The sequence below is a fragment of the Pseudarthrobacter sp. NPDC058362 genome (assembly GCF_042723515.1).
GTDB lineage: Bacteria > Actinomycetota > Actinomycetes > Actinomycetales > Micrococcaceae > Arthrobacter.
The window spans coordinates 511,039-535,364 of record NZ_JBHXIW010000001.1 but is presented as its reverse complement, the minus strand read 5'-3'; the positions used below and the strand labels follow the sequence as shown (position 1 = coordinate 535,364).

Here is a 24,326-nt window from a genome sequence, read left to right as displayed (position 1 = left end):
TCTCGAGGATAGCGGTCCACTCCCCCGATCCTGCCTGCGGCCCGAGGTCCGGGTTCGGTGCGCAGGGACTGTCCCTGCGCAGCGAGCCCGCGCGTCGCTGCGCAGCCAGGCACACGAAAATCCGGGGGTCACAAACGGGCCGCGGAGGAGTACATTTCGCCTTAGGGGCACTGTTCCGCGCCCCCAACCACAAGGAGGTCTTTCCATGGGTGATGTATGGATCCGCACGCTGGGCAACGGGCTGGTCCGGGCAGACAGAATCACCGAAATCACGTCCACGAGGGGTTCCCTGCACGAGGAACAGGGGTACTCCCTGAAGGTCATCGTGGACGGCAAGGGCCACGCGCTCATCGACGACGCCGACCTCCAGGGCAGCCTCGCCGACCGGCTTGAGTATGCCAGGCACGTGGAGGATGCGCTGTTGTTGTCCATGGATGAGGCAAAGGAGTCGGACGAGTCGGTGGTCATCTCGTACGAACCGGAGCGCGAGCGCTGGTCCGCCGCCGCCGTCACGGTGCTCACCGGGAGGCTCCCGGAAACGGTGGGGTGAACGTACGACGGCGGGATGCGTCCGCCGTCGTCATCCCACCCAGCGGTTGAGGTACTCCGCCAGCCCGGCGGCCCCCTCGTCGTTATCTCCCATGTAGCAGTAGCCGATGTACCCGTCCGGGCGCACCAGGTAGTGAGCCGCGCCTCCATCCGGCAGGCGCCAGTGCAGCAGGTGCCATGCCGGGCCGGCGAGTACCCGGTGCAGGGTGGTGGTTTCACCCTCGTAGACCACGGGCGTATCGGGCAGCCGGTCTCCGGCACGCAGTCCGCTGTGCCGCGATTTAACGCGCCCCCATCTAACCTGCCGCCAGTTAACCCGCGGGCCCGGCCCGTTGACCGACAGCGCGCTGCGCCGGTAACCGATCCCGAGCTCGGAAATGGTGCGGAAAAGCCGGGCACGCCCCCACGTGGCTTTGGCGGCCAGGGGCGCCACCACCGGCGATACCCGGGACCGGGCGAACCTGACCAGCGGATTGAGGGACGTGGCGATCCGGAACGGCCGGTTGCTCAGGCGCAGCACCGCCTTGCCCACGGGCTGCCGCTCGGCCTGGTACGTGTCCAGCAGATTGGGGCCGCCGGTGCCGGCGAGGGCCTGCGCCAGTTTCCAACCGAGGTTCACCGCGTCCTGGATGCCGGTGTTCATGCCCTGCGCGCCGGCCGGGCTGTGGACGTGCGCGGCATCGCCGGCCAGGAACAGCCGGCCGGACCGGTAGCGGGCGGCGGCGCGCAGGTGGATACGGAATTCCGTGATCCAGGCGGCGTCGTGCAGCCGCACCGTGCCGCCGGTGTAGTCATCGACGGCTGCCTGGACTTCATCCAAGGTGGCCTCCGGAGCGCCCGGTGGCCGGGCCGCCGTCGTCCGCTTGATGGCCAGTAGCCGCCACGTGGCCGGGGAGCCCAGCGGAAAGAACAGCAAAATGCCCTTCGCTGAGGCGAACGCATGGGCGGCGCCGCGCTCGAGCCCGTCCGCTTCGGCGTCGGCGAGGAGGAAGGTCTGCGGGTAGGTGCTGCCCTTGAACGGGATTCCGGCGATGCGGCGGACGGCACTGCGGGCGCCGTCGCACCCCACGGCGTAGGCGGCGCGCACAGTCTCGTCGGCGGCAGGGCCGGTTCCAGCGTGGCGCAGCACCGCCGTCACGGAACCGGCGTCCTGGGTGAGGTCCGTCAGCTCCACCTGCCGTTCCACCGTGATGCCCAGCCCGGCCAGCCGTTCCTCGAGGAGGCGCTCGGTCTCTGCCTGGGACAGGAACAGGAGGTAGGGGTATTCGGTGTCCTCGAGACCCAGGTCGAACAGCGGCACGGAGAGGACCCGGTCCCGGAGGTGCAGCTTGACCTGCACGGCACGGTTGCCGGCCGCCACGAGTCCGTCCGTCACGCCGAGTCCGGCCAGGACCTCCAGGGAGCGCGGCTGGAGGGCGAGCGCGCGGGATTCGTGGACCCGGTCCGCGCTGCGGTCGATGATCCGGATGCGCACCCCGAGCAGGGCCAGCTGGACGGCAAGGGTCAGCCCCGTGGGTCCGGCGCCCACGATCAGTACGTCGATTGGATCCCGCTGCATCGGCCCCGTCCCGTCCCCGTGTGGTCCCCCCATTCTGCGCCGGAACGGGTGCCACGCCCAGAGTCGAATATGCCCATCCGATGTAATAAACGCGTAAATGTTGCGCACGTCACACTCGGCCCCTACTCTGGTTGAGGCTGATGCAAACGGCCAAGGCAAGAAGCTGCAGCGTCGCAGCCAATGCAGGGGAAGGTTTTTCCAACAAATGAATTCGAAGCTCAACATCGTGGTCCGGGTGGATCTGGACCACGCCAAGGCGCAGGTGATTGCAAAGGGGCATATCACCGTCCACAGCGTCAACGCACTGTATGTAGTGGCCAAGAGGGCAAACTCCCTCAAGAACGGCCTCGATCTGGAACTGGATATCTCCCACGCCCGCGTGGATGAGGCGGCCCTGGAAATGCTCCGGGCGTCTTCGGAGACCCACCACCTGCCGGTCAAAATCGACCCCGGGCAGGCGCCGTGTTCCATCAGCGTCCTGGCACCACGCCGCGCCACCGCGCAGGCAGCCGCGCCGCTCGCCGCATAAAACGTTCCGGCTCCCGCCGCGCCCAGCTACGGGCCCAGGGAAGCCCCCAAACTTTGGCCGCAAGGCCGTGCTAAAACCTCCGAAGTGCAGCTGTACCTGAAGATACGGGTAGCTGCACTTTTGGGTTTAAACAGGACGCCGTGAAACTGAACGGCGACGCGGACGCCCGTCAGCCCTTGCGCCCCTCGGTGGCCACGCCTTCAATGAAGTGCCGCTGTCCGAAGGCGAAGAGCAGCAGCATGGGCAGGGTGATGATAAGGGTGGCCACCATGACGAACTGGTAGTCGCCCTGGCCGCCGTTGGTGGGGCTGTACCTGGTCATGGCATAAGCGATACCCAACGGCGCGGTGAAGCCCTCCACCGACCCGGCGTTCAGGTAGATCAGTGCCGACTGCAGGTTGTTCCAGCTGGCCTGGAACTCGAAGATGAAGATCACTACCAGCGAGGGGACGGACAGCGGGAGGGCGATCCGGCGGAAGAGTCCGAAGTAGCTCGCGCCGTCGATCCGGGCCGCTTCGAATAGTTCACGCGGCAGCCCGAGGAAGAACTGCCGCTGCAGGAAGATGTAGAACGCCGAACCGAAGAGGTTCATGCCGAAGAGCGGAATCCAGGTCCCCAGAGCGCCGAGATTTTTCCAGATCAGGTATTGGGGCACCATCGTCACCGCGCCGGGGAGCATCATGGTGGCCAGGACCAGTCCGAATAGGAAGTTCCGCCCCGGGAACCGGAAGTATGCAAAGCCGAAAGCCACCATGGCACTGCTGATGGTGACGAAGGAGGCCGCAAGTACCGCGATCAGGAAGCTGTTGGTCACCCAGTTCACCAGCGGCAGTTCGGACCAGACCTGGATGTAGTTTTCGGGGGTGAACGTGCGCGGGATCAGGGCGTTGTCGAACACCTCGCCGCGTGGCTTGAGGCTGGCGGCGATGAGCCACACCAGCGGGTAGAGGAACGCCGCGCTGATGGCCAGCAACAGCGCCCACAAGGCAATCTTGCCGAAGCGGGGCCGAGCCCTGGGTTTACCCGAGCTGATTTTAGGGAGCTGCGGCGCCTGCTGCTGGACAGAGGTGGTGGCCATCAGCGCTTCTCCCCTTCGTAGTAAACAAATCTGTTGCCAAGCTTCACTTGGACCAGGCTGATTCCCAGGATGATCAGGAACAGGACCCACGCCATGGCTGAAGCGAAGCCGAAGTTGAACTCGCGGAACGCCTGTTGGAAAAGGTAGATGCCGTAGAACAGCGAGGCCTCCGGGGACGCGTTGGTCTGGTCCCGCCAGAACAGCAGGTAGGCCTGGTCGAAGACCTGCAGGGCCGCGATGGTCAGGACGATCACATTGAAGAACATGGCCCCGGAAATCATCGGCAGTGTGATGTTGAAGAACTTCTGCACGGGCCCCGCCCCGTCCAGGGCAGCCACCTCGTACAGTTCCTTCGGCACGCTCTTGAGCGCGGCCAGGAAGATGACCATCGTCCCGCTCACGCCCCAGATGGTCATCAGCACGATGGACGGCTTCACCCAGGCGGGATCAATGAGCCACTGAGGACCCGCGATGCCGAAAAATCCCAGGACCTGGTTGATGGCGCCGGTGTTTCCGTTGAGCAACAGGAGGAACACCGCAGCCGTGGCCACCGACGGCGTCATCTTGGGAAGGTAGTAAACCGTGCGGAAGAAGCCGGCGCCGCGCCCCACTTGGTTCAGCAGCAGAGCCAGCGCGAGTGCCACGCAGATCTCCAGCGGGACCGCCATGACGGCGTAGAACAGGGTGTTGCCCAGGGAGACGGCCACCTTGGGGTCCTCGAAGAGCAGCGTGTAGTTCTTGATGCCGGCGGGCCTTGCCACGTCGGTGGCCAGGTTGTAGCGGCTGAAGGAGATCACCAGGCTGTAGGCCATTGCCCCCAGCATGAAGACGGTGAATCCCAGGATCCAGGGAGAAATGAAGAGATACCCCGCCAGCGCTTCCCGGCGGTTGTACTTCCGCGTTCCCATAAGATCTCCTCCCGCTCTGGTCCGCCCCCAACGAGGCCGGATGACGCGATCGGCCGCGCTTGCTTCCGGATGTTCCTTCAGCTAGCTTTCGGTTGAGTAAGCATACTTACATTAGCTCCAGGCCGAAGCTTTTCCTGACAGCTCTGAGATGAATGGAACCGGGAACCTATGAAAGCACGTCTTCCCAAGAAGAGTTTGGCAGTTGTCACCATGGCCGTCCTGACCCTGACCGCGTGTGGTGGAGGAGAGGAAAACTCCCCCGAAGAAGCGGCGGATTTCAAGAAAGAAGCGACCGGCACACTCAGCGCGTGGGCCTTCGATAACGCCGACGATGTGGGGAAGGCCCGCATGGACTACGCCGCATCGCAGATGCCTGACGTCAAGATCACCATGGACGAGACGTCCTTCGACGCCCAGAAGTTCACCACCCGGGCCGCCAGCGGAGACGTGCCCGACGTGGTGCAGATGGACCGCGCCTTCGTGGCGACGTATGCAGCCAAGGGCCTCATCAAGCCGCTCGACGGCTGCTTCAAGGCCCACGAGATGGACCCGGCGGAGCAGTTCTATCCGGCCGTGACCGAGCAGGTCACCTACCAGGACAAGATCTGGGCGGTGCCGCAGTTCTACCAGCCCGCGGCAATCATCACGAACCCTGCGGTACTGGAACCGGCAGGGGTGTCGGCGGAGGACATCGACACCTCGGACAAGGACAAGCTGCTGGCAGCCATCGCGAAGACGTACAAAGCGAAGGGCGGCACGCCCGGCACACTGGGCTTTGATCCAGTGGCCGGCGGCCAGGGCGAGCTGTGGCTTCTGGGCCAGGGCGGAAAGCTGATGGACGACGACGGCGCCCCGGCCCTGGACGATCCGGCCAACGTTGAGGCGGTCAACTTCCTCAAGGAGATTTACGACGCGCAGGGCGGCTACGCGAAGGCCAAGAGCTTCTCAGATTCGTTCGACACCTTCGGCAAGGACAACCAGTTCGCCAAAAACCAGGTGGGCGCGCAGGTCAACGCGCAGTGGTACGTGAACGTGCTGACTTCGGCCAACCCTGACGTCAAGATCGGTGCCACGCCGTTCAAGGACAAGGAGGGCAAGCCCTTCACGGTCGCCGGCGGCACCTCGTTCGTCATACCCGCCGGAGCCAAGAACGCCGATGCCGCGTGCGCATGGATGACTGCCCTGGTCAACGACGACGCGTGGGAGGCAGCCGGCAAGGCACGGGCAGAGAAAATCGCTTCGAAGCCGGGCGCGGTCAACACCGGACTCTTCACCGGTTCACCCTCTGCCGACAAACTGGTGCGCGAGCAGTTCGTGAAGCCGAGCGGCAACGCCGGACTGGACCAGACCATCGGCACGTTCTACGACGTCCTGCCGGAAGGGAAATCACTGGGCGCCTCCCCCGCGGGCCAGGCCATCAAGACCGAGCTCAACAACGCCATCGCGTCCGCACTCCTGGGCACCAAGCCGGCCGAGCAGGCCCTCAAGGACGCACAGGCAGCGGCCAAGCGGGCGTTCGACCAGAGCGGTTCCTGATTAGTACATCCCAGGATGTACTCTGGGAGGTATGGAGACACTGACCCACGCCCCGGTGCTGGCCCGGTTCGGCTACGCCGTCTCGGACCCCACGCGGGCGCGGATCCTGCTGGCACTGTCCGGTTCAGCCGCTTACCCCTCGGACCTCGCGGAGGCGTTGGGGGTGTCGCGGCAGAGCATGTCCAACCACCTCACCTGCCTGCGCGGCTGCGGGCTGGTGGTGGCGGTGCCGGACGGCCGGCGAACGCGCTACGAACTGGCCGACGGCCGGTTGGGCCACGCCATCCGCGACCTGATCGGCGTCGTGCTTGCCGTGGACCCCGCCTGCTGCGCTCCGGACGGGACATGCCGCGCGTGAGCACCGCACTGGACGTACGACGGCGGAGCCTCCTCACGCGCCGCATCCGCCTTTTCGCCGCGCTCACCATTTCGTACAACCTGGTCGAGGCGGGAGTGGCGCTGTGGGCTGGCAGCGAGGCGGATTCCGCGGCGCTGCTCGGCTTCGGGCTGGACTCGCTGATCGAGGTGGCGTCCGCCGTCGCGCTTTCCTGGCAGTTCGCCGCCAAGGACCCGGAACGCCGCGAGCACCTCACGCTGCGGATTATTGCCCTCTCGTTTTTTGCGCTGGCTGCATTCGTGGCGTTTGATGCCGCGGGCGCTCTGATCGGCGGCGAACGGGCGGAACATTCCACGCCTGGTCTGGTCATCGCCGCACTCAGCCTGGCAATCATGCCGCTGCTGTCCTGGCTGCAGCGGCGGGCGGGCCGGGAACTCGGTTCACTGACGGCCGTGGCGGACTCCAAGCAAACCCTGCTGTGCACGTACCTTTCAGCCGTGCTGCTGGTTGGCCTGCTCCTGAACAGCTCACTGGGCTGGTGGTGGGCCGACTCCGTTGCCGCCCTGGCCATCGCCGCGATCGCCGTCCGCGAGGGCATCAACGCCTGGCGCGGTGACGCCTGCTGCACCGTTCCGGCTGTGCCTGATGGCCCAGCCGCAGCGGCTGAAGAGGCCTGCTGCGAGGGTTGCAGGAAGCCGTAGCCGCAGCCCTGGCACGGGCGTAAAGTTCGCCTTATGGGCTGGGTTCAGAAACCGGCCCTGCCAGTGGGGCCGCCCATCCCAGGCATTCAAAGGGGCGGAACTGCAATGTTCGCAAGAGTCAGCACATACAAAACAGGGCCTGAGACTGTCTCGGATTCGGTCCCTGACGAGACCGTCCAAGCGGTCCTGGCAATCCCCGGCTGCCAAGGCATCTATTACCTGAGCGGTAAAGACGGCAAGGATCTTTCCATCACGCTCTGGGACAGCGAGGAAAGTATCGCCGCCAGCCGCGAGGCCGCAAACAGGATCAGGAACGAAGTGAGCGCGGCGGAGAAGCGGGAGATCGTTGCCGTTGAGGAATTCGAGGTGACGGCCAGCAGCCTCAGGAGCTGAAGCGACCGCCCGCTGCTGCACAGCAGGCGGGACTATTCCTCCACAAATTCCAGTAGGTCGCCGGGCTGGCAGTCCAGCACCCGGCACATTGCCTCAAGCGTGCTGAACCGGACCGCCTTGGCGCGCCCGTTCTTCAGCACTGCCACATTGGCCGGCGTCAGGCCTACCCGCTCGGCGAACTCTCCCACGCTCATCTTTTGCCGCGCCAGCTGCACGTCGATCCGGACCACAATGGGCATCAGATCACCGCTTCCATATCCGCGCGCAGTTCCGTGGCCTGGCTCAACAGCGCGCGGAGCACCACCACCACAAGGCCCAGCGCGGCACCGGCCACCAGCAGCAGGATCAGCAGCATGGGAAGGCCCGGATCGTCTGCATTGAGTACGACGGCGGCACTCACCCCTGCGAGCATCAGCCAGGCGGCAGCGATGGCCCAAACAATCGCATTGACCCACACCATGGCGGCCGCGGTGAAGATGCGATCGTGCCGGACCAGGGTGAGCAGCTTCCACGTGCTGATGATGACCACCTGCACGCATGCCAACTCGAGCACGGCAAAGACGGTCAGCGGCCACTGGAGCGGGGCGTCGTTCGGGTTCTCCCGGGCCATGTGCGCGAACTGCCCGGGCAGGGACAGGGTCTGGAAGACGAGCAGCAGCAAAAACGCCACCACCAGGACGATCCGAAGAGCCGGCACGGCCAGGCGAGTTGCAGTCATAGATTGAGCTTCGATCAAAACCTATCGAAAGTCAATTGATAGCTCCAAGCTCGGGGCCTAATGCCGGGCCTTCCAGCGGATCACGCCCGCGGCAGCCAGCCCGGCCGCCCCGATGGAGGCCAGCATTCCGCCCAGGGCCACAACGTATTCGGTGATGCTCATTGCTACCGCTCCCTCCGCGCCCGGATTCTTAGCCCTAAGGTAAGTCCGGAAGCTCAGGAACCGCCGAAGAACCGCCCAAAGGTTCGCTCAAGAAAACCGGGCGTCCCAGCCCGAGCGGACGTTTGGTGCAGCGAAGCGGGGCGGATGCGACTGATCAAAAGTAACCAAGGTGTGACCCATGGCACATGGGCGTGGGCTACGCTGGAAGAGGTGCTTTTGAGAAACGGGAAAGTGGCCGCGATGAGGCGGCCAGCTGTCAGCCCGCTTCGCCGCCTCCGGTCGCTGCGAAGCCTTTTCGTGTGCGTCCTGGCAGCCCTCCTCCTGACCGGGGCAGCCACCTATTCGCACGGCACCCGCTACGACCTCCCCGGCAACAACTTCCCGGCTGCGGCCGCCGTGACCAGCTCTGACGAGCCCGGCGCCTCGAGTGACCCGGAAGAGCTGTCGGACGATTCCGAGCGCAGGTTCGCCCCGCGCGGTGAACCTGCCCCGTTGCGCACCGGCGTGGTGGATCCTCCGCAGCTGTTCCACCGGCTGCCGGGCGACGCCGTCCTCTCCACCGGGCCGCCGGCGCAACCGGAATCCCATGCGCTCACACTGGCGGAACTTTCCATCAGCAGGACATAGACGGGTCGGCAGTGCCCCGTGCCAGTCCCTGCTGAACACACTTGGAAAGAGCAACCCATGACCCCTGTACAGCCCAGCGCACGCGTCCATTACCGTCCCGTGGAGGACCCGCAGCTGCTGAAGATGATGGCCACCCACATCCACTGCGGCGAGCCGATGCAGCTGCTCGCGGAACATCCGCCAGAGCGGGCAGACGAAAAGAACGACGGCGGCCCGCTCACCTACCGCTGCGCCTGCGGCTTCAGCTTCGACGAGGAGGCACCGGACGTCCCGGCCTGAGTTAGGGAGGGGTCTAGACCGGGCACTGCGCCGTGTCGATTCGACCATCCAGCGAAACGGTCACGCTGTTCACATAAGCTGGCTGCGTGCCTCTTTGGTTATTTGAAACGCTCTCCTATGCATCAACCACTGTAGGTGGTGCCGTCGCAGGAATTCTTGCCGAGAAGTTCCTTAATATCACCAGCCGGGTTATTCACCCGGTTTGGAATGTCACGGCCGGAAAATTTCTTCGCAGACGCAGGACGGCTCAGGACGCCAAGCTAATCGGCCTTTCCGAAACGTTTGCGGTTGGTGCCGCCAAGCATCAGATCTACATACGGCAATTTGCCCCACGCGGGTTTTCCGAACGTCACTTGACCGCGAGCAGGCTTCCAGACCAGCCAGCGCCAAGTCTCATTCAAAGCCTTCGCGAACCGCTGCGCCCGGCGTCACCTGCGGTTCTCGAGGCAGCCATTCTGGAAAAACGGATGGCACTGGAGGCCGCTCCTGAAGCCTGGAACGCGCAGAAAGTCGCTCTGAGGAGAATCAGGATCAGCCGGACAGGCAACCATGAAGAACCCACCATTGACCTCGGCTACGCCGTCACCGACTACGCCTCATTTCAAGCCATCGCCGAGGCTTGGGAAAATCGCTATAAGAGCCTTGATGACGCTGGTCGGGACCTCTCCGCAGAGGACCTGTGGGACGTTCTCCCCGGCCTGTCCAATTCCTTCGGCATCAATCTCACGGTAGAGACGGCAGACGACCACTTGGTGCTGACCCAGCGGAGCGGCAAAGCCAGCAGTGCGAAGAACCTACGTCATGTCTCGGTCAACGAGGGAATGGCGCTTGCAGACATCAACGCAAAGACCGACCTTCCTGATCCCTATCTGACTGCGCTTCGCGGTATTGAGGAGGAACTCGGAATTGATTTGAGCGGGGAACCCGACGTCCGGCAAAGGATTACTTTTCACAGTCTGATCTGCGACGTAACCCGATACGAGTGGGCCTTATTGGGCCATGTGAATCTGAGCCAGACCAAATGGACAAATGCCGAGATTCACAGCGCGCGAAAGCTAGGCGCTGCGCCGGACGACTGGGAGTCGAGCGAGCTGACGTTTATTTCGTTGGATCCGAAATCGATCGGGGCAGCACTTGCAGACGATTCCACATGGGTTGGGCACGGCTATATCAATCTGCTGCTTTCGGCCGTTTTTCGCCTCAGGGGTAGCCGCACGGAACTCCTGGACATAGCGCGGTCAACATTATTGGCACGGGCCACTCACGGGGAGCGGCCTTAGCGGTACCCGTCCACGATGGCCGCGGCGATCTCCTTGTAGGCCCGCCGCGTTTCGGGGCGCAGCGCGTCCAGGGTGACCAGGTCGCCGTCGGCCACTCCACGGTCGTGGGGCACGGCGATCAGCTCGCGGCAGATCCCGGCGAGGTGGTCCTCGATGGCGTCCTTGTCCACCCGGGAGGAGACGGCGTCCTTGTCGGTGATGACCACGATGGCGTTGCGGGCCAGCTCCTCGTAGCCGTGGCTGGCCAGCCAGTGCAGGGTGCTGCGGGCGCGCTTGGCGCCGCTGACGGCGTACCCGGCGGCGATGACCAGGCTGTCCGCGGACTGCAGGATCCCGCGCATGGCGTTGTGGGTGACGCCGGTGCCGCAGTCGGTCAGGGCCACCGTGTAATAGGAGGAGATCAGCCGGCGGATCCGCAGGTATTCCTCGGCCGTCAGCGAGTCCGAGACCTCAGGGTCCTGCTCGCCGGCAATGAGGTGCAGCCGGCCGGCGTGGTGCATGTATCGGGCCAGCGCGGTGAGCGAGTCCACGGAGTCGATGTTTTCCAGCAGGTCGCTGATGGTGCGGGGAGCGGACTGCTGGTAGATGCCCTCCCCCAGCGCGCGTTCCACCAGGTCGCCGGAGTCCGGGTTGGCGTCGATGGCGCAGGGCGCGTCGCCACGGTACTGGGCAAGCGTCAGGCCCACGCCCACGGTGGTGGATGTCTTGCCGATTCCGCCCTTGAGGCTGAGGATCGCGGTGTTGTAGTGGCCCTGCAGCTGCCGCGAGATGCGCTGCTCCAGTTCCTCTTCCTCGCGCTGCCGGGCGCCGGGGCCGAGGTTCACGGCGCCGCCGGTCAGGCTGTACAACGCCCCGCGGACGCCGCCCACGGGCCGCGGTTTCTGCTCCTTGACGAAGAGGCCGGGCGAGCTGATGAAGTCCGGCATGGGGCTGCCGGCGATGGTATCCGCCACGGTGGGGCGGGCGCGGCGGGAGGTCCGGGTTTCGGGAGCGGCGTCCGACGACGGCGGCTCCCCCGCCGTCTCTGTCTCGCCGGCTGCGGCGGCCGCCTCCGCCCAGGAGGATCGGCGCAGGTCTGTGGTGCCGGCGTCGGGCGCTTTGGAAGGGGGTGGGGGTACGGCTGGCATGGTTCCTGTCCGGGCATCGCCAAGGTCGCCTGCGGCGCGACGAAGGTCGCGGCGTCGGCGCAGCGGCGGCTGCCCTGCATCGTCTGCATGGGCGCGTGCGTTGTGATCCGCCGGATCAGGCATGTCTGTCCCCCCGGACGTTCGGCATAGGTTCTGCAACACTGCTTTTCACAGTAAGTCTAGGGGTTTTTGGCACGGATGCCGTGGTCAAACGCGGGTCAGCGCCGCTCCCACCACCGAAACGGTGACCATCAGGAGGAGCACCAGAACGGTGTAGCCCTGCCATTTGGGCCGGTTCTTGTGCGGGTTGATGTCGACGTACGGCACGGTTACACCTGGTCCTTCTGCGGGGCGGCGGGGACCGGAGCCGGGACGGTGCGGCGCTTATGCCGCAGCAGCTGGTACAGGACGGCGAATGGAACCAGCAAGGTGCCGAGGAGCGCGCAGAGCGCCAGGGCATAGTCGTGCAAGGCCATCAGTGCCTCCAGTGGTCGCGGTCGATCCCCCATGTCGGATCACGCGTGACGCTACCGGGCCTCCGCGCGTTTGACAAGTCACGTCAAACTTCGTGACAGGCGAGCCCCGCGGAGCCTTTAGTGGTCGTGCCGGGTCTCCTGCAGCCGCTTGATGAACCAGCGGGACTGTTCGGGGCCGTAGGGCAGTACGGGGATGGCCTTGGTGGCGTCCGACGGGGTGTCCCGGATGGACTGTTTGGCCTGGCGGACGGCGGTGCTCATGGTGTTGGCCATGGTCTTGACGAACTGGTCGCTGCAGGGCTGGCCGTGGCCGGGGATGAGGAATTCGTAGCGGTGGCGGAGGGCGGAGATATGCCGGAGCGCGTCCGCCCATTCCTCCGGGTAGGAGTCCTCGAAGGAGGGGTGGGCGCCCTGTTCCACGAGGTCGCCGACGTACAGGGTGGTGGGAGTCCCCACCAGAAGGTCGCCGTCGGTGTGGCCGCGGCCCAGGTAGAAGAGGGTGGCGGTGAGCCCGCCCAGGTCCACGAGGATGGGCTGGTCCTTGACGATGACGTTGGGGACAACGAGTTCCACGTTCTCGCCTTCGCCGGCGGACATTTCGGGTTCCAAGGTGCCGACGAAGCGGCGCTGCAGATCCCCGCGCTCGTCGATTTCCGCGGCACAGTTCTGGTGGGCCCAGAATTCCGTGACGCCGGCCTCGGCGAACACGGCGTTGCCGAAGAAGTGGTCGTAATGCGCGTGGGTGTTGACGACGACGAGGGGCAGCTGGGTCTTTTCCCGCACCGCATCGAGGATCTGCCTGCCCTGGCGCGGCCCGCAACCGGTGTCGATGACCATGGCCCGTTCGGATCCGACGACGAGTCCGGTGTTCAGCTGCGATCCTTCGGTGACCAGCACATAGTTGTCCGCGCCGACTTCGAGCCATTCTGACATTGTTTCTCCGTACCTCCGGCAAAGCAGTGTTCGTTCGTCTTGGCGTCGATTCTACCTACCGGGGCATGGAGTTTCGGGGAGCCAGCGCCGGGAGCTACCGTACGGCGGCCGCCGCGGGGCGCACGGGAAGCAGTTCCCAGGCGGCCGGATCCGTATGCGCTCCGTTCTTGATGGTTTCGAAGTGGAGGTGGCATCCGGTGGAGGAGCCGGTGGTGCCCACGGTGGCGATGAGCTCGCCGGGCTTGACGGCCTGGCCTTCGCGGACGCCGATGCTTGCCAGGTGGTTGTAGGTGGTGACCAGCCCGTTGCCGTGGTCCACTGCAACATGGTTTCCGCCGCCGCCCTTGGCCCAGCCGGCAGCGCGGACAACGCCCTCGTCGGCGGCGTGGACGCCGGTGCCGCAGGGGGCAGCGAAGTCCTTGCCCCAGTGGAACTCGCCGGGCTTGCCGGTGATCGGGCTGGTCCGCGGGCCGAACGGTGAGCTGGGGTTGAGGAATTCCAGCGGCGCCAGCAGGGCTCCGTCGGCAGGCCGCACCGGGGCAGCCGGGGCGACGGTCGCGGCGGCGGGCCGCACCGGGGTGGCCGCGGCTACGGCCAGCTTCAGCTTCTTGGGCTTCGGTTTTGCCATGGTGGCCACGGTGGTGCGGGTGTAGGACAGCGAAGCGGAGGACGGCGCCGCGACGGCCACCGCTGCACCGGCTTCGGGAGCGTCTACGGCGGCTCCGTCCGCGGCAGTGGCGTTGGACGGTACGGACTGCGGGGTGGCCACGGCGCCGTTGGCGGTCAGCGCGAGGGCCGAGAGTGCCACGACGGCCGTTCCCGCGCCGACGGTCAGCCGGATGATGCTGCGCCGCTGCTGTGCCTTGCGCCGTGCAGCTGCCCGTGCCAGATGTTTCCCCAAAAGATCTCCCATGGAAGCCGCCGCGAGGCGGAGATTTACGGTGGTTTCTTCCATGGGAGCACGGCGCCGGCGCCAAGAAAGCAAAAACAGGCGCTTATGTGGATAACCTAGGCAAACCCTTCACGGGGCTTTGGCGGGATGGGGAAATCTTGGGGTTTGATGCGTCATCCTCGGGGTGCAAACATCGTAGCCATCTGCGTTACAGCGAGCTTGGCCTACTTCCCCAGATAGTCTGCCAGCGCATCTTCGGCCGTCCTTGGATTGTATCCTGTGGCCCTGATCTTGCTGAGGTCAAGGACGCTGTTTGCGGGGCGCGGGGCGGCGTCCTTACCGGAGAAGTACGCCGCAGTGCTCACTCCCCGAACTGCTGCAGGGGATTTGCCGGACCGTTCGTATACCGTGGCGGCAACGTCAGCCCATGATTGCGGCGGGCCGTCGTTGCTGAGGTTATAGGTTCCGAACGCAGCCCGGGATTCCAGGAGGTGCACGATGCCCGCAGCAATGTCGCTAGCAAAGCTGAGACAGCCCACTTGATCGTTGACCACTGAGGGCTCAACTCCGCGTTCGGCTAGCGATGCCATGGTCCGGACAAAGTTGTGTCCATCGCCCACCACCCAGCTCGTACGGACAATGTAATGCCGTGGGACGACGCTGACCACGGCGTCCCCTGCTGCCTTCGTCTGTCCGTAGACGCCCAGCGGGGAGAACGGCTCATCCTCACGGTGCGATCCCTGGGTGCCGTCGAAGACATAGTCCGACGACACGTGAACCAGTGTGAGATCGTGGGCGACCGCTACCTGCGCAAGCTGCGCGACTGCTGTCACGTTGATCGCCCAGGCGGCTGTCCGCCCCTCAGCCGTTTCCGCTGCATCCACCGCGGTGTAGGCTGCGGCGTTGACGATCGTTGAGTAATTGTTCCAGTTCCGGCTGCGGAAGGAATCTGCATCAGCGAGGTCGAACTCAGCTCGTGATGCGAACTCCACCGACGGATTGGCGCCCCACACGCTGCGCATCGCTTTACCCAGTTGCCCGTCCGCGCCGATGACCAGGATCTTCTTAGGTCGCATTGGAGCCACCTCGGCCATCCGCGGGTGGGCCCTGTCCTTTTCGGAGAGTTCGGCCAGTTCCAAGGGAATCGGCCACCCGATCCCAGCCTCTTCGTCCGCGAGATTGAGGAATGTGTAGTTCCCTTGCGCGTCCGCCGACCAGTGATCGTTGACCAGATACGTGTACGCCGTGTTGTCTTCCAAGGTCTGGAAGGCGTTGCCCACGCCGCGCGGAATGAAGATCGCCTGGCTGGGATCCAATTCAGCGGTGAAAACTGCACCGAACGACGGGCCCTGACGCAGGTCCACCCAGGCTCCGAAAATCCGCCCCGTAGCTACAGAGATGAACTTGTCCCACGGTTCGGCGTGGATGCCCCGGGTCGTGCCGGTCTTCGCGTTGAAAGAGACGTTGTTTTGCACCGGGCGGAAGTCCGGCAGCCCGAGCGCCACCATCTTTTCACGCTGCCAGTTTTCCTTGAACCACCCGCGGTTATCGCCGTGGACCGGCAAATCGAAGAGGACTACGCCGGGGATGGGCGTTTCGTGGGCAGCTAGCCTTTTGGAGAACTCGATTGACATCGTTATTGGCCTTGGGCCTTGTAGCGGGCTTCGGTAGCGGCTTTCTGGGGACGCCACCATGCTTCGTTGTCCCGGTACCATTCGATCGTGTCTTCAATACCGGCGTCAAAATTTGAGAACTCAGGCTGCCAGCCCAGTTCCGTTCGCAGCTTGGTGGAGTCGATGGCGTAGCGGAGGTCGTGGCCGGGTCGGTCTATGACGTGGTCGTATGCATCAGACGGCTGGCCCATGTGCTTGAGGACGAGTTCCACAACGTCTTTGTTGTTCTTCTCACCGTCTGCTCCAATGAGGTACGTCTCGCCGATGGTCCCCCTGTCAATAATGGCAAGAACCGCGGATGAGTGGTCACTAGCGTGGATCCAGTCGCGGACATTTTCCCCCTTGCCATACAGCTTCGGTCGTATACCGTCGATGACGTTGGTGATCTGGCGCGGGATGAACTTCTCCACGTGCTGGTAGGGGCCGTAGTTGTTGGAACAGTTGCTGATCGTGGCTTGCAGGCCAAACGAACGCACCCATGCCCGCACCAGCAGGTCGGACCCCGCTTTTGTGGAGGAATAGGGGCTGGACGGGTTGTAGGGAGTCAACTCAGTGAACCGGTCCGGAGCATTCAGTTCCAAGTCCCCATAGACCTCGTCGGTAGAGATGTGGTGGAAACGCTTACCGTATCTGCGGGCAGCCTCGATCAGAGTGTATGTCCCGATGATGTTCGTATTCAGGAATGGCCTGGGATCCTGCAGCGAATTGTCATTGTGGGACTCTGCCGCGTAGTGAACTACGACGTCGGCCTTGGCCACCAGTCTGTCGACCAGCCCGGCATCAACGATATCCCCGCGCACGAACGCAAAGCGCGAGTCGGGGAGGTCGGCAAGTGATTCGAGATTTCCTGCGTAGGTCAGCTTGTCGAGCACGGTGACGTGGTGGGGAGTGTTGTCAACCAGGTAGCGGACGAAGTTGGAACCAATGAAGCCCGCGCCACCGGTAACGAGGAAATTCTGCATGTAAATCATCGTTCCACAGCAGCTGGATTTGGCCGAACTCTGAATGGCGGCAAGGATGTTCCTATGCGTGGAATCATTCTCGCCGGGGGGACCGGATCCAGACTTCATCCGATTACTTCGGGAATTAGCAAGCAACTGGTGCCGGTTTATGACAAGCCGATGATCTACTACCCTCTGTCGACACTAATGCTCGCGGGGATACGGGACATCCTGATCATTACAACACCCCATGACGCAGACCAGTTCCAACGACTGCTCGGAGACGGCTCCCAGTTCGGCGTAAACCTGACTTATAGCCAACAGCCGTCCCCTGACGGACTTGCCCAGGCGTTTATCCTAGGCGCCGAGCACATAGGCACGGGTCCAGTTGCACTCGTATTGGGCGACAACATTTTCTACGGCCAGGGACTTGGTGCTCAGCTCCGCCGTTTCGACAAGATAGACGGCGGCGCCATCTTCGGCTACCGCGTGGCCGACCCCAAAGCGTACGGTGTCGTCGAGTTCGATACGACCGGCAGGGCAGTGTCTCTCGAAGAAAAGCCGACCGCTCCGAAAAGCCACTACGCCGTCCCGGGCCTTTACTTCTACGACAACGAGGTCATCGAAATCGCGCGCGATCTGAAGCCATCCCCCCGCGGCGAACTCGAAATCACGGATGTGAACCGGGCTTATCTTGACCGTGGAAAACTCCAAGTAGAAATCCTCCCAAGGGGCACAGCTTGGCTGGACACGGGAACTTTCAACGACCTCAACGATGCGGCCGACTTCGTGCGCACCGTTCAAAAACGTCAGGGCCGCGCCATTGGCTGCCCTGAGGAAATCGCATGGAGGCTAGGTTTTCTCAACGACGACGAGCTTCGCGATCGTGCTCTCCCCCTCGCTAAGAGCGGTTATGGCCAATACCTCTTGGACCTGCTCGACGACCCGAAGGCAGCACAGGGGAACTGACTCATCTCTGGGTGTCTCCTGCGCAAGGACTGGGTACCCCTGATCACATCTCCGCCAGCAGCCCCTGCGGACTTTCGATCGCGTCTGCCACTAATCGCAGGAAACCCGCCGCCGTGCCGCCGTCGCAGACGCGGTGGTCGAACGTGAGCGTCAGCTCGGTGACCTTGCGGACAGCCAGTTCACCGTTCACCACCCATGGCTTGTCGATGATCCGGCCAACGCCGAGGATGGCAACCTCGGGGTAGTTGATGATCGCGGCGGAACCGTCCACACCGAACACGCCGTAGTTATTCAGCGTGAAGGTGCCGCTGCCCAGTTCGCTGGGGGTCGCCTTGCCCTGGCGTGCGACGTCGGTGAGCCGGCGGATCTCAGCGTCCAGTTCCCGGGCGGTCAACTTCTCCGCGGCACGGACCGAGGGTACCACCAGGCCGCGGTCGGTCTGGGCGGCGATGCCGAGGTTGACCCCGTCAAAGCCGATGATCTCCTGGGATCCGTCGGCCGAAGTTTCGATCCGGGTGTTGAGCTCCGGGTATTTTTTTAGCCCGGCTGTGACAAAACGTGCAATGAAGGCCAGCAGCCCAGGCACCTGGGAACCGCCGGCTTTGAGTCCCTTGCGAAGCTCCAGCAAACCGGTGGCGTCCACGTCCACCCAGACGGTTGCCTCGGGAATTTCGGAGCGGCTGCGTGCCATCGTGGCGGCAACGGCCTTGCGGACGCCCTTGACCGGCGTACGCGAAGAGATGCCCAGCCCGGTCCGCGCATCAGTATGCTCCGAAACCTGTTTGGCAGTGGCGGGCTCAAGCACCGGAGCCGTGGAGGGTTCAACCTGCGCAGTTTCAACGGTCTTAACCGATGGGGTATGGATGGCTGCCTCCACGTCGCGGCGCATTATCAGACCGCTCTCGCCTGAACCGCTCACGGAGCCCAGGTCCACACCGTGCTCCCGGGCCATACGACGGACCAGGGGCGAGATGACGGCGCCGATCTTCCCGGGAACGCGGGTCCGGAGCAGGGTGAGTTCCGGCGCCTCGGCAGGGTCGGTCCCCAAGGAGACGGGCTCAGAAGCCGCAGCCTCCTTTGAAGGTGCGCCGACCGTGGCAGTCGCGGCCCGCTTGGGCGCACGGGTGCGGCGGGTTGCGCCGTGTCCGCCGGGGGTGCCGTAGCCGATAAGGACGTTGCCGGACCCAGCCTTCTCCTCCTCGCGGTAGGTCTCGGCAGCTGCCTCCTCGGGCTTCTGCGGCGTGGCACCTGCGGGAGTCACCGAGATAAGCGGCTTGCCGACGTCGAGCGTCTGCCCCGGTTCGCCGTGCAGCTCGGCGACGGTTCCGGCATATGGGGATGGGACCTCCACCATGGACTTGGCGGTCTCCACTTCGGCGATGGGCTGGTCCACGCGGATCTCATCGCCAACGGATACCAGCCAGTTGACCAGTTCGGCTTCGGTGAGGCCTTCGCCGAGGTCCGGCAGGAGGAATACTTTCGTGTCACTCATGGTCAGTTCTCCCACTGGAGGTCGTCTACGGCGTCGAGGATGCGGTCCACGCTGGGCAGGTAATACTGTTCGAGCTTGGGCGCCGGGTAGGGCACGTCGAAGCCGGTGACGCGCCGGATGGGCGCGGCCAGGTAGTGGAAGCAGCGTTCCTGGACCCGGGCAACGATCTCGGAGGACACGGACGCGAACCCATGCGCCTCGGCGATCACCACGGCGCGTCCGGTCTTGCGGACGGACGCGGAGACGGTTTCGTCGTCGAACGGCACGATGGAGCGGACGTCGATGACCTCCAGCGAGCGCCCCTCCTCGGCGGCTGCCGCAGCGGCGGCGAGCGCGGTGGGGACGGACGGGCCGTAGGCGATGAGCGTTGCGTCAGTGCCGGAACGCGCGACGGCGGCGCGGCCTTCCGAGCTTGTCCCGGCGTCCGCGTTGGCCAAGTGCTGTTCCCGCAACTGCTCCAGGTCCACCATGTCCTTGGACCAATAGAGCTTCTTCGGCTCCATGAACATGACGGGGTCGTCGGAGTCGATGGCCTCGCGCAGCATCCGGTAGGCGTCCGCCACTGTGGCCGGAGTGTAGACCTTCAAACCCGCCGTGTGCGCGTAGTAGGACTCGGAAGAGTCGCAGTGGTGTTCCACTCCCCCGATGCCTCCCGCGTAGGGGACACGGATGACCAAGGGCAGTTTGACGGCGCCCTTGGTGCGGTTGTGCATCTTGGCCACGTGGCTGACGATCTGTTCGAACGCCGGGTAGGCAAAGGCGTCGAACTGCATTTCGATGACGGGGCGCATGCCGTTCATAGCCATGCCTACGGCCATGCCTACAATGCCTGACTCGGCCAGGGGTGTATCGAAGCAGCGTTGCTCGCCAAAGGTCTTGGTGAGCCCGTCGGTGATGCGGAACACCCCGCCCAGCATGCCCACGTCCTCGCCGAAGACCAGGACGGATTCGTCGGCGCGCATGGCGTCGGCCAGGGCGGTGTTGAGTGCCTTGGCCATGGTGACCGGCTGCGGCCCGGTGGCTTCGGCAGTGGCAGCCGCCGTGGCTGCGGCCCGGGCGGTGGCGGCGCTGACGTTGCCATTCGCCTCGGACGAGGTGGTGATGGTGGGGCTCATTTCGCGGCCTCCTCTGATGCTGCTTCGCGTACCAGTTCGTCGGCGAGCATGGCGGACTGTTCCTCCAACTGGGGTGTAAGGCTGGAGAAGACGTGCCGGAAGAGCTCCTGCGGGTCCACCGGGACGTCTTCGCTAAGGCCTTCGCGCAGCTGGGTGGCCACGTCTTCCGCCTTCGCGGCGATCCGGGCTTCTTCCTCCGCGTCGAGGATTCCGCGGTCCTTCAGGTAGGCGGTCATCCTGGTGACCGGGTCTTTGGCGACCCACTCGGCGACTTCGCTGTCCGCGCGGTAGCGGGTGGCGTCGTCGGCGTTGGTGTGCGCCTGCATGCGGTACGTGTGTGCCTCGACCAGGAGCGGGCCGGAGCCTTCCCGGGCGAGCTTGACGGCGCGGTCCAGGACGGCGAGGAGCGCCACGACGTCGTTGCCGTCCACGCGTTCGCCGGCCATACCGTAGCCCACGGCCTTGTGGGCGAGCGACGGTGCCACGGACTGGTGCGCCAGCGGCACCGAGATCGCGTACTTGTTGTTCTGCACGAAGAAGACCACAGGCAGGTGGAACACGGCGGCGAAGTTCAGTGCTTCGTGGAAGTCGCCTTCGCTGGTGGCGCCGTCGCCGCACATGGCCAGCACCACGGTGTCCTCGCCGCGGAGCTTGGCCGCGTGGGCGACGCCGACGGCATGCAGCAGCTGGGTGGTCAGCGGGGTGCACTGGATGCCCACCTTGTGCTCCGCGGGGTTGTAGCCGCCGTGCCAGTCACCGCGGAAGATCGTCATCACCTGCACCGGGTCCACGCCGCGGGCCATCACGGCGACGGCGTCCCGGTAGGTAGGGAACATCCAGTCCCCGTCGGAGAGGCAGAGCGCGGCCGCTACCTGGCAGGCCTCCTGGCCATGGCTGGAAGGGTAGACGGCCATGCGGCCCTGCCGGACCAGTGCGGAGTTCTGGTCATTGACGCGGCGTCCGACCACCAGCTGCTCGTAGGCGGCCAGAAGTTCGTCATCACCCGGGAGTGGGTACTCATGGCCAGGTTCGGTGCCCTGCTCGGCCTCGGCCCGGAGCCGGCCATCCGGGTCCACCATCTGGATCATGTGCCGCGCCGGCAGCAGGTAATCCTCCACGGTGATCCCGAATTTCTTGACAGCTTCGTCTGCGGAGATCGTCATTGGTCCGTCCTTCTGTAGCCACTATTCGTTCCCAGTATGGCCCTGAGGATCGTTTCGTATCCACCCAATTGTTGAATCATGGAGATGAGCGCCAAGTTGGCCTAGTCTGAAAGACGAATTGCATGTGTGAGCTGCGCTACGGGCGGGAGTTGTGGACAAATTGACTGAACTGAAGGCGGACGAAGCGGTTCCCCTGGATGATGTGGACCGGAAGATCATCGCCGAGCTGACCCGCGATGGCAGGATGTCCGTGACGCAGGTGGCGGAGAATGTCCACATTTCCCGGGCGCACGCCTACACTCGGATCTCCCGGTTGACCGGCGAGGGCGTCCTGACGAAGTTCACGGCTCTGGTGGACCCGATCAAGGCGGGCCTGAAGTCTTCCGCGTATGTGACGCTGAAAGTGCGGCAGCATTCGTGGCGGGAGCTCCGTGAACAGCTGCGGGCGATTCCAGAGGTCCACCACATCGCCTTGGTGGGCGGGGACTTCGACGTGATCCTGCTGGTCCGAGCCACCGACAACACCGATCTCCGGCGGGTCATCTTCGACCAGCTGCAGTCCATGCCTGGGGTGCTGGATACGCAGACGTTCCTGGTGTTTGAGGATCTGGATACGCGGTAAGTTGTTCCGCGCCCGCACCGTAGGACAGCTCGCCCACGAGGTTGCCTGACCGGCGGTAATCATTACACCCAGCAAGTACCCAGCCCCGCACGTAAGTAATTCCTGTAAAAAATCCAAGTATCCCCCACTGTTGTTCGGACACTTCCAAAAAAATAGTTTGTAGCCATGTTGGCGACTGCACTAGATCCAAACGTCTATCTCCCTAAGGGAGGTGGATGACTGTGGGATGGCGAAAGAAAGCAGAACCGCCGCTGTCAACGAGAGCCAGTGTCAACCGGCGAAGCTTATTTCACTTTGGAGCGTTGATCACAGTCTTCACAGGATCCTCTGCAGTCTCAACGTTAAACGGCAATACCGCTTTCGCGGCGGCGGGAGACAAGAACGCCCAGACCTACGTACCGGTGGCAGAAAAAGGAGCTGCCAGCGGCGTAGCGACTTTGGACGGAAACTCGAAGGTACCTCTTGCCCAACTGCCCAATCTTTCCGCGACGTACGGGTACATGCGCAGCATCATGCGCTACTCTTCCTTGGCCGGAACATTTGGGGAGAACTGGACGCCGGCGGTAGATGCTGCAATAGCGGATGCCGATCAGGGTGAAACGATTTTCTTTCCACAGCGGACCACGGGCGGCGGCTATCTGTTCACGACTGCCTGGGCTGATATCACTAAGAGCAACATACGGCTTCTTGGTGTCCCGCGCGACGGCTACGCGATGGCATTGAAGTTCACAACCCCGGGACTGCGAGCGGTCAGGGTCAAGGCACCTGGAATTGTATTCGAGGATGTGGCGTTCGTCGGTGACTCGACAAACGTTAACGGCGAAGGGGCTACTGTTCGTGGTCCAGAGATTTTTGGAGACGTCGACGGCAACGGCGATGCCGAATTCCGGGGCGTCACCTTCCAAGGCCTGTCGGAGGCCTATCGCACACACTGCCGAAACGTGAAAGCTGTAGGTTCGCTCTTCTCTAATTGTCTGAAGGGGATAGTGGTCGACGGGAAAGACAGCGCCTACCACTCGGGTCCCAACGCCGACCAAAACCGTGGTCATGTGATCAAGGACAACCGATTCCACAACATAGGCCACACAGCAGCTGACGCGGCAATAGAAATCAGCCCAGCCGCCAGACTTCTCCACGCCCTCATCGCAGGCAATTACTTCGACAGCAACGGGAGAGGCCGGCACATAGTGGCCACCGGCACACCCTTGGCCCCACACCGAGGCCTAACAATGTCTGGCAACAAACACACAGAAGCCAAAGCCGACGTCTATACGCTCACGTATGTAAACAACTCATCCATACGTGACGCCGACATCCTTGGAAACGCCGGAGCGGAAGGATCGCTCAGCAACGGATTCGTCCTCCAGAATACTGACACTGTGACGGTTGAGAACGTCCTCGCGATACAACTGGGACAGTCTGGTGTGGTGGCCCGCAACAACACCAGACTCCGACTGTGCAATGTTCAGCTCCGTAGGATAGGCACCGACCCTTCAACCCAGGGTCATGGGTTCGACGTGGATTCCACGAACAGCCTGGGCAACTTCGACCGGCTGATTACCGAAGGAGCGGACGGCTGGGGGTTTACAGGCTCTCCTACCTCTTCAAAGTTCGGCACATATGAGTTTCGGACCTGCACGCTCGGCGGGATCAATTCAAACACGTTCAGTCCCGAACAGGTTTTCCTTCCAGCTTCCAGCATGGGCGCTATTACCGGCATCCCAACACTGGCCGGCGTGCCGGGCGTCGGTTATCCGATGTCATGGCTGCTGGACGCATCCAGCGTTGAACAGGTCGTTGGGCAAATAGGCGCGCTCCCCAACGACTGGGAGTCTTTCGACGCATACATCGTTTGGACAGCCACTGATGGGTCAGCAGGAAATGTGGTGTGGGACTTGAACTACTCGTTCATCATCCAGGGCCAACTGACCAGCAGCGGAATCACCCCCAACCCCGGTACGGCGCAGCCTTCGCCAGGGGTGGCCGGACGGGTGGCCCGAGTCAAGATTGCATCCGGGAAGGCGCGTGGCACAGCGCCCATAGTAGTGCGGGTGGACCGCAACGCAGCTGCCGCGGGAGACACGTACCGCGCCAAGGTGGCCCTAATCGGCGTTCAATTCGTCCGAAGTGGTTGATCCGCGGGGACCAGATTAGTTCATCGGCAGTGTGCATCCAATCATTACGGGTGCCTTCACTCGCTCGGTTGATTTCTATACACCCGCGGGTAGTCGACGGTCGAGGCGTCAGTTCATCTATACTGCGAAAAGT

At 63.8% G+C, this 24,326-nt stretch carries 26 protein-coding genes; 12 read left to right on the top strand and 14 right to left on the bottom strand.

Annotated features, from left to right (window positions below; translation table 11 throughout):
* Positions 1 to 205: 205 nt before the first annotated feature.
* The gene (locus ACFWIX_RS02540; RefSeq protein ID WP_377214537.1) at positions 206 to 550 is read left to right on the top strand and encodes a hypothetical protein; all 345 of its coding nucleotides are present in this window, start codon (positions 206 to 208) and stop codon (positions 548 to 550) included.
* 30 nt (positions 551 to 580) lie between these two features.
* On the opposite strand, the gene ACFWIX_RS02535 is transcribed toward ACFWIX_RS02540, so the two are convergent.
* Positions 581 to 2,107, bottom strand: a complete 1,527-nt coding sequence (locus ACFWIX_RS02535) for an FAD-dependent monooxygenase (protein WP_377214536.1) — start codon at positions 2,105 to 2,107, stop codon at positions 581 to 583.
* A 205-nt stretch (positions 2,108 to 2,312) separates the two neighbouring features.
* Between ACFWIX_RS02535 and ACFWIX_RS02530 the strand changes: the two genes are divergently transcribed.
* Positions 2,313 to 2,636, top strand: a complete 324-nt coding sequence (locus tag ACFWIX_RS02530; protein ID WP_377214535.1) for a hypothetical protein — start codon at positions 2,313 to 2,315, stop codon at positions 2,634 to 2,636.
* Positions 2,637 to 2,805: 169 nt separating this feature from the next.
* Here the strand turns inward: ACFWIX_RS02530 and ACFWIX_RS02525 are convergent, their stop codons facing one another.
* Positions 2,806 to 3,714 carry a carbohydrate ABC transporter permease gene (locus ACFWIX_RS02525; protein ID WP_377214534.1) on the bottom strand — a complete coding sequence of 303 codons (909 nt, stop codon included), beginning with the start codon at positions 3,712 to 3,714 and terminating at the stop codon, positions 2,806 to 2,808.
* On the bottom strand, positions 3,714 to 4,622 hold the full coding sequence (locus tag ACFWIX_RS02520) for a carbohydrate ABC transporter permease (protein ID WP_377214533.1): 909 nt from the start codon (positions 4,620 to 4,622) through the stop codon (positions 3,714 to 3,716). The genes ACFWIX_RS02525 and ACFWIX_RS02520 overlap by 1 nt, the downstream gene beginning before the upstream one ends.
* A 168-nt stretch (positions 4,623 to 4,790) precedes the next feature.
* Between ACFWIX_RS02520 and ACFWIX_RS02515 the strand changes: the two genes are divergently transcribed.
* From ACFWIX_RS02515 to ACFWIX_RS02500, 4 genes are all read left to right on the top strand, one after another.
* Positions 4,791 to 6,158: an ABC transporter substrate-binding protein gene (locus ACFWIX_RS02515; RefSeq protein WP_377214532.1), complete on the top strand. Its 1,368-nt coding sequence runs from the start codon at positions 4,791 to 4,793 to the stop codon at positions 6,156 to 6,158.
* A gap of 31 nt (positions 6,159 to 6,189) precedes the next feature.
* Positions 6,190 to 6,516, top strand: a complete 327-nt coding sequence (locus ACFWIX_RS02510; protein WP_377214531.1) for an ArsR/SmtB family transcription factor — start codon at positions 6,190 to 6,192, stop codon at positions 6,514 to 6,516.
* The gene (locus tag ACFWIX_RS02505; protein WP_377214530.1) at positions 6,504 to 7,196 is read left to right on the top strand and encodes a cation transporter; all 693 of its coding nucleotides are present in this window, start codon (positions 6,504 to 6,506) and stop codon (positions 7,194 to 7,196) included. The genes ACFWIX_RS02510 and ACFWIX_RS02505 overlap by 13 nt, the downstream gene beginning before the upstream one ends.
* A 105-nt stretch (positions 7,197 to 7,301) precedes the next feature.
* Positions 7,302 to 7,589: a hypothetical protein gene (locus ACFWIX_RS02500; RefSeq protein ID WP_377214529.1), complete on the top strand. Its 288-nt coding sequence runs from the start codon at positions 7,302 to 7,304 to the stop codon at positions 7,587 to 7,589.
* A gap of 32 nt (positions 7,590 to 7,621) precedes the next feature.
* On the opposite strand, the gene ACFWIX_RS02495 is transcribed toward ACFWIX_RS02500, so the two are convergent.
* Positions 7,622 to 7,828 carry a helix-turn-helix domain-containing protein gene (locus tag ACFWIX_RS02495; protein ID WP_377214528.1) on the bottom strand — a complete coding sequence of 69 codons (207 nt, stop codon included), beginning with the start codon at positions 7,826 to 7,828 and terminating at the stop codon, positions 7,622 to 7,624.
* Positions 7,828 to 8,307 carry a DUF2975 domain-containing protein gene (locus ACFWIX_RS02490; RefSeq protein WP_377214527.1) on the bottom strand — a complete coding sequence of 160 codons (480 nt, stop codon included), beginning with the start codon at positions 8,305 to 8,307 and terminating at the stop codon, positions 7,828 to 7,830. The genes ACFWIX_RS02495 and ACFWIX_RS02490 overlap by 1 nt, the downstream gene beginning before the upstream one ends.
* A 402-nt stretch (positions 8,308 to 8,709) precedes the next feature.
* Between ACFWIX_RS02490 and ACFWIX_RS02485 the strand changes: the two genes are divergently transcribed.
* From ACFWIX_RS02485 to ACFWIX_RS02475, 3 genes are all read left to right on the top strand, one after another.
* Positions 8,710 to 9,096: a hypothetical protein gene (locus tag ACFWIX_RS02485; protein ID WP_377214526.1), complete on the top strand. Its 387-nt coding sequence runs from the start codon at positions 8,710 to 8,712 to the stop codon at positions 9,094 to 9,096.
* A 57-nt stretch (positions 9,097 to 9,153) separates the two neighbouring features.
* Entirely contained in the window at positions 9,154 to 9,375 is a 222-nt protein-coding gene (locus ACFWIX_RS02480) for a hypothetical protein (protein ID WP_377214525.1), read from the top strand.
* Positions 9,376 to 9,461: 86 nt separating this feature from the next.
* Entirely contained in the window at positions 9,462 to 10,655 is a 1,194-nt protein-coding gene (locus ACFWIX_RS02475) for a hypothetical protein (RefSeq protein WP_377214524.1), read from the top strand.
* Here ACFWIX_RS02475 and ACFWIX_RS02470 read toward each other — a convergent pair.
* The 6 genes from ACFWIX_RS02470 to rfbB form a co-directional block, all read right to left on the bottom strand.
* Complete coding sequence (locus ACFWIX_RS02470; protein WP_377214523.1) at positions 10,652 to 11,905, bottom strand: MinD/ParA family protein; 1,254 nt, start codon at positions 11,903 to 11,905, stop codon at positions 10,652 to 10,654. The genes ACFWIX_RS02475 and ACFWIX_RS02470 overlap by 4 nt on opposite strands.
* Before the next feature lie 206 nt (positions 11,906 to 12,111).
* On the bottom strand, positions 12,112 to 12,258 hold the full coding sequence (locus tag ACFWIX_RS02465) for a hypothetical protein (RefSeq protein WP_377214522.1): 147 nt from the start codon (positions 12,256 to 12,258) through the stop codon (positions 12,112 to 12,114).
* 117 nt (positions 12,259 to 12,375) lie between these two features.
* The gene (locus ACFWIX_RS02460; RefSeq protein ID WP_377214521.1) at positions 12,376 to 13,191 is read right to left on the bottom strand and encodes an MBL fold metallo-hydrolase; all 816 of its coding nucleotides are present in this window, start codon (positions 13,189 to 13,191) and stop codon (positions 12,376 to 12,378) included.
* A gap of 94 nt (positions 13,192 to 13,285) precedes the next feature.
* A complete protein-coding gene (locus ACFWIX_RS02455; protein WP_377214520.1) occupies positions 13,286 to 14,146 on the bottom strand; it encodes a M23 family metallopeptidase in 861 nt (286 codons plus the stop codon).
* A gap of 161 nt (positions 14,147 to 14,307) precedes the next feature.
* Positions 14,308 to 15,717: a sugar nucleotide-binding protein gene (locus ACFWIX_RS02450; protein ID WP_377214519.1), complete on the bottom strand. Its 1,410-nt coding sequence runs from the start codon at positions 15,715 to 15,717 to the stop codon at positions 14,308 to 14,310.
* A 2-nt stretch (positions 15,718 to 15,719) separates the two neighbouring features.
* Positions 15,720 to 16,718 (bottom strand): dTDP-glucose 4,6-dehydratase, encoded by a 999-nt coding sequence (gene rfbB / locus ACFWIX_RS02445; RefSeq protein ID WP_377214518.1) that lies wholly within the window; start codon positions 16,716 to 16,718, stop codon positions 15,720 to 15,722.
* Between the two features lie 63 nt (positions 16,719 to 16,781).
* On the opposite strand from rfbB, the gene rfbA reads away from it, so the two are divergent.
* On the top strand, positions 16,782 to 17,666 hold the full coding sequence (rfbA, locus tag ACFWIX_RS02440) for a glucose-1-phosphate thymidylyltransferase RfbA (RefSeq protein ID WP_377214517.1): 885 nt from the start codon (positions 16,782 to 16,784) through the stop codon (positions 17,664 to 17,666).
* A 43-nt stretch (positions 17,667 to 17,709) separates the two neighbouring features.
* Here the strand turns inward: rfbA and ACFWIX_RS02435 are convergent, their stop codons facing one another.
* Genes ACFWIX_RS02435 through pdhA form a run of 3 tightly spaced genes read right to left on the bottom strand, consistent with a single transcriptional unit; the run spans position 17,710 to position 21,436 of the window.
* The gene (locus ACFWIX_RS02435) at positions 17,710 to 19,158 is read right to left on the bottom strand and encodes a dihydrolipoamide acetyltransferase family protein (protein ID WP_377214516.1); all 1,449 of its coding nucleotides are present in this window, start codon (positions 19,156 to 19,158) and stop codon (positions 17,710 to 17,712) included.
* A 2-nt stretch (positions 19,159 to 19,160) separates the two neighbouring features.
* On the bottom strand, positions 19,161 to 20,273 hold the full coding sequence (locus ACFWIX_RS02430; protein ID WP_377214515.1) for an alpha-ketoacid dehydrogenase subunit beta: 1,113 nt from the start codon (positions 20,271 to 20,273) through the stop codon (positions 19,161 to 19,163).
* Entirely contained in the window at positions 20,270 to 21,436 is a 1,167-nt protein-coding gene (pdhA, locus tag ACFWIX_RS02425) for a pyruvate dehydrogenase (acetyl-transferring) E1 component subunit alpha (protein ID WP_377214514.1), read from the bottom strand. The genes ACFWIX_RS02430 and pdhA overlap by 4 nt, the downstream gene beginning before the upstream one ends.
* A 160-nt stretch (positions 21,437 to 21,596) precedes the next feature.
* Between pdhA and ACFWIX_RS02420 the strand changes: the two genes are divergently transcribed.
* The gene (locus tag ACFWIX_RS02420) at positions 21,597 to 22,058 is read left to right on the top strand and encodes an Lrp/AsnC family transcriptional regulator (protein ID WP_377214513.1); all 462 of its coding nucleotides are present in this window, start codon (positions 21,597 to 21,599) and stop codon (positions 22,056 to 22,058) included.
* A 302-nt stretch (positions 22,059 to 22,360) separates the two neighbouring features.
* Positions 22,361 to 24,193: a hypothetical protein gene (locus tag ACFWIX_RS02415; protein WP_377214512.1), complete on the top strand. Its 1,833-nt coding sequence runs from the start codon at positions 22,361 to 22,363 to the stop codon at positions 24,191 to 24,193.
* The last annotated feature ends 133 nt before the right edge of the window (positions 24,194 to 24,326 follow it).

Bases quoted from the DNA above. Each gene is read 5' to 3' on its own strand.
- ACFWIX_RS02540 (WP_377214537.1), top strand. From the start codon at position 206: ATGGGTGATGTATGGATCCGCACGCTGGGCAACGGGCTGGTCCGGGCA.
- ACFWIX_RS02535 (WP_377214536.1), bottom strand. From the start codon at position 2,107: ATGCAGCGGGATCCAATCGACGTACTGATCGTGGGCGCCGGACCCACG.
- ACFWIX_RS02530 (WP_377214535.1), top strand. From the start codon at position 2,313: ATGAATTCGAAGCTCAACATCGTGGTCCGGGTGGATCTGGACCACGCC.
- ACFWIX_RS02525 (WP_377214534.1), bottom strand. From the start codon at position 3,714: ATGGCCACCACCTCTGTCCAGCAGCAGGCGCCGCAGCTCCCTAAAATC.
- ACFWIX_RS02520 (WP_377214533.1), bottom strand. From the start codon at position 4,622: ATGGGAACGCGGAAGTACAACCGCCGGGAAGCGCTGGCGGGGTATCTC.
- ACFWIX_RS02515 (WP_377214532.1), top strand. From the start codon at position 4,791: ATGAAAGCACGTCTTCCCAAGAAGAGTTTGGCAGTTGTCACCATGGCC.
- ACFWIX_RS02510 (WP_377214531.1), top strand. From the start codon at position 6,190: ATGGAGACACTGACCCACGCCCCGGTGCTGGCCCGGTTCGGCTACGCC.
- ACFWIX_RS02505 (WP_377214530.1), top strand. From the start codon at position 6,504: ATGCCGCGCGTGAGCACCGCACTGGACGTACGACGGCGGAGCCTCCTC.
- ACFWIX_RS02500 (WP_377214529.1), top strand. From the start codon at position 7,302: ATGTTCGCAAGAGTCAGCACATACAAAACAGGGCCTGAGACTGTCTCG.
- ACFWIX_RS02495 (WP_377214528.1), bottom strand. From the start codon at position 7,828: ATGCCCATTGTGGTCCGGATCGACGTGCAGCTGGCGCGGCAAAAGATG.
- ACFWIX_RS02490 (WP_377214527.1), bottom strand. From the start codon at position 8,307: ATGACTGCAACTCGCCTGGCCGTGCCGGCTCTTCGGATCGTCCTGGTG.
- ACFWIX_RS02485 (WP_377214526.1), top strand. From the start codon at position 8,710: ATGAGGCGGCCAGCTGTCAGCCCGCTTCGCCGCCTCCGGTCGCTGCGA.
- ACFWIX_RS02480 (WP_377214525.1), top strand. From the start codon at position 9,154: ATGACCCCTGTACAGCCCAGCGCACGCGTCCATTACCGTCCCGTGGAG.
- ACFWIX_RS02470 (WP_377214523.1), bottom strand. From the start codon at position 11,905: ATGCCTGATCCGGCGGATCACAACGCACGCGCCCATGCAGACGATGCA.
- ACFWIX_RS02465 (WP_377214522.1), bottom strand. From the start codon at position 12,258: ATGGCCTTGCACGACTATGCCCTGGCGCTCTGCGCGCTCCTCGGCACC.
- ACFWIX_RS02460 (WP_377214521.1), bottom strand. From the start codon at position 13,191: ATGTCAGAATGGCTCGAAGTCGGCGCGGACAACTATGTGCTGGTCACC.
- ACFWIX_RS02455 (WP_377214520.1), bottom strand. From the start codon at position 14,146: ATGGAAGAAACCACCGTAAATCTCCGCCTCGCGGCGGCTTCCATGGGA.
- ACFWIX_RS02450 (WP_377214519.1), bottom strand. From the start codon at position 15,717: ATGTCAATCGAGTTCTCCAAAAGGCTAGCTGCCCACGAAACGCCCATC.
- rfbB (WP_377214518.1), bottom strand. From the start codon at position 16,718: ATGCAGAATTTCCTCGTTACCGGTGGCGCGGGCTTCATTGGTTCCAAC.
- rfbA (WP_377214517.1), top strand. From the start codon at position 16,782: ATGCGTGGAATCATTCTCGCCGGGGGGACCGGATCCAGACTTCATCCG.
- ACFWIX_RS02435 (WP_377214516.1), bottom strand. From the start codon at position 19,158: ATGAGTGACACGAAAGTATTCCTCCTGCCGGACCTCGGCGAAGGCCTC.
- ACFWIX_RS02430 (WP_377214515.1), bottom strand. From the start codon at position 20,273: ATGAGCCCCACCATCACCACCTCGTCCGAGGCGAATGGCAACGTCAGC.
- pdhA (WP_377214514.1), bottom strand. From the start codon at position 21,436: ATGACGATCTCCGCAGACGAAGCTGTCAAGAAATTCGGGATCACCGTG.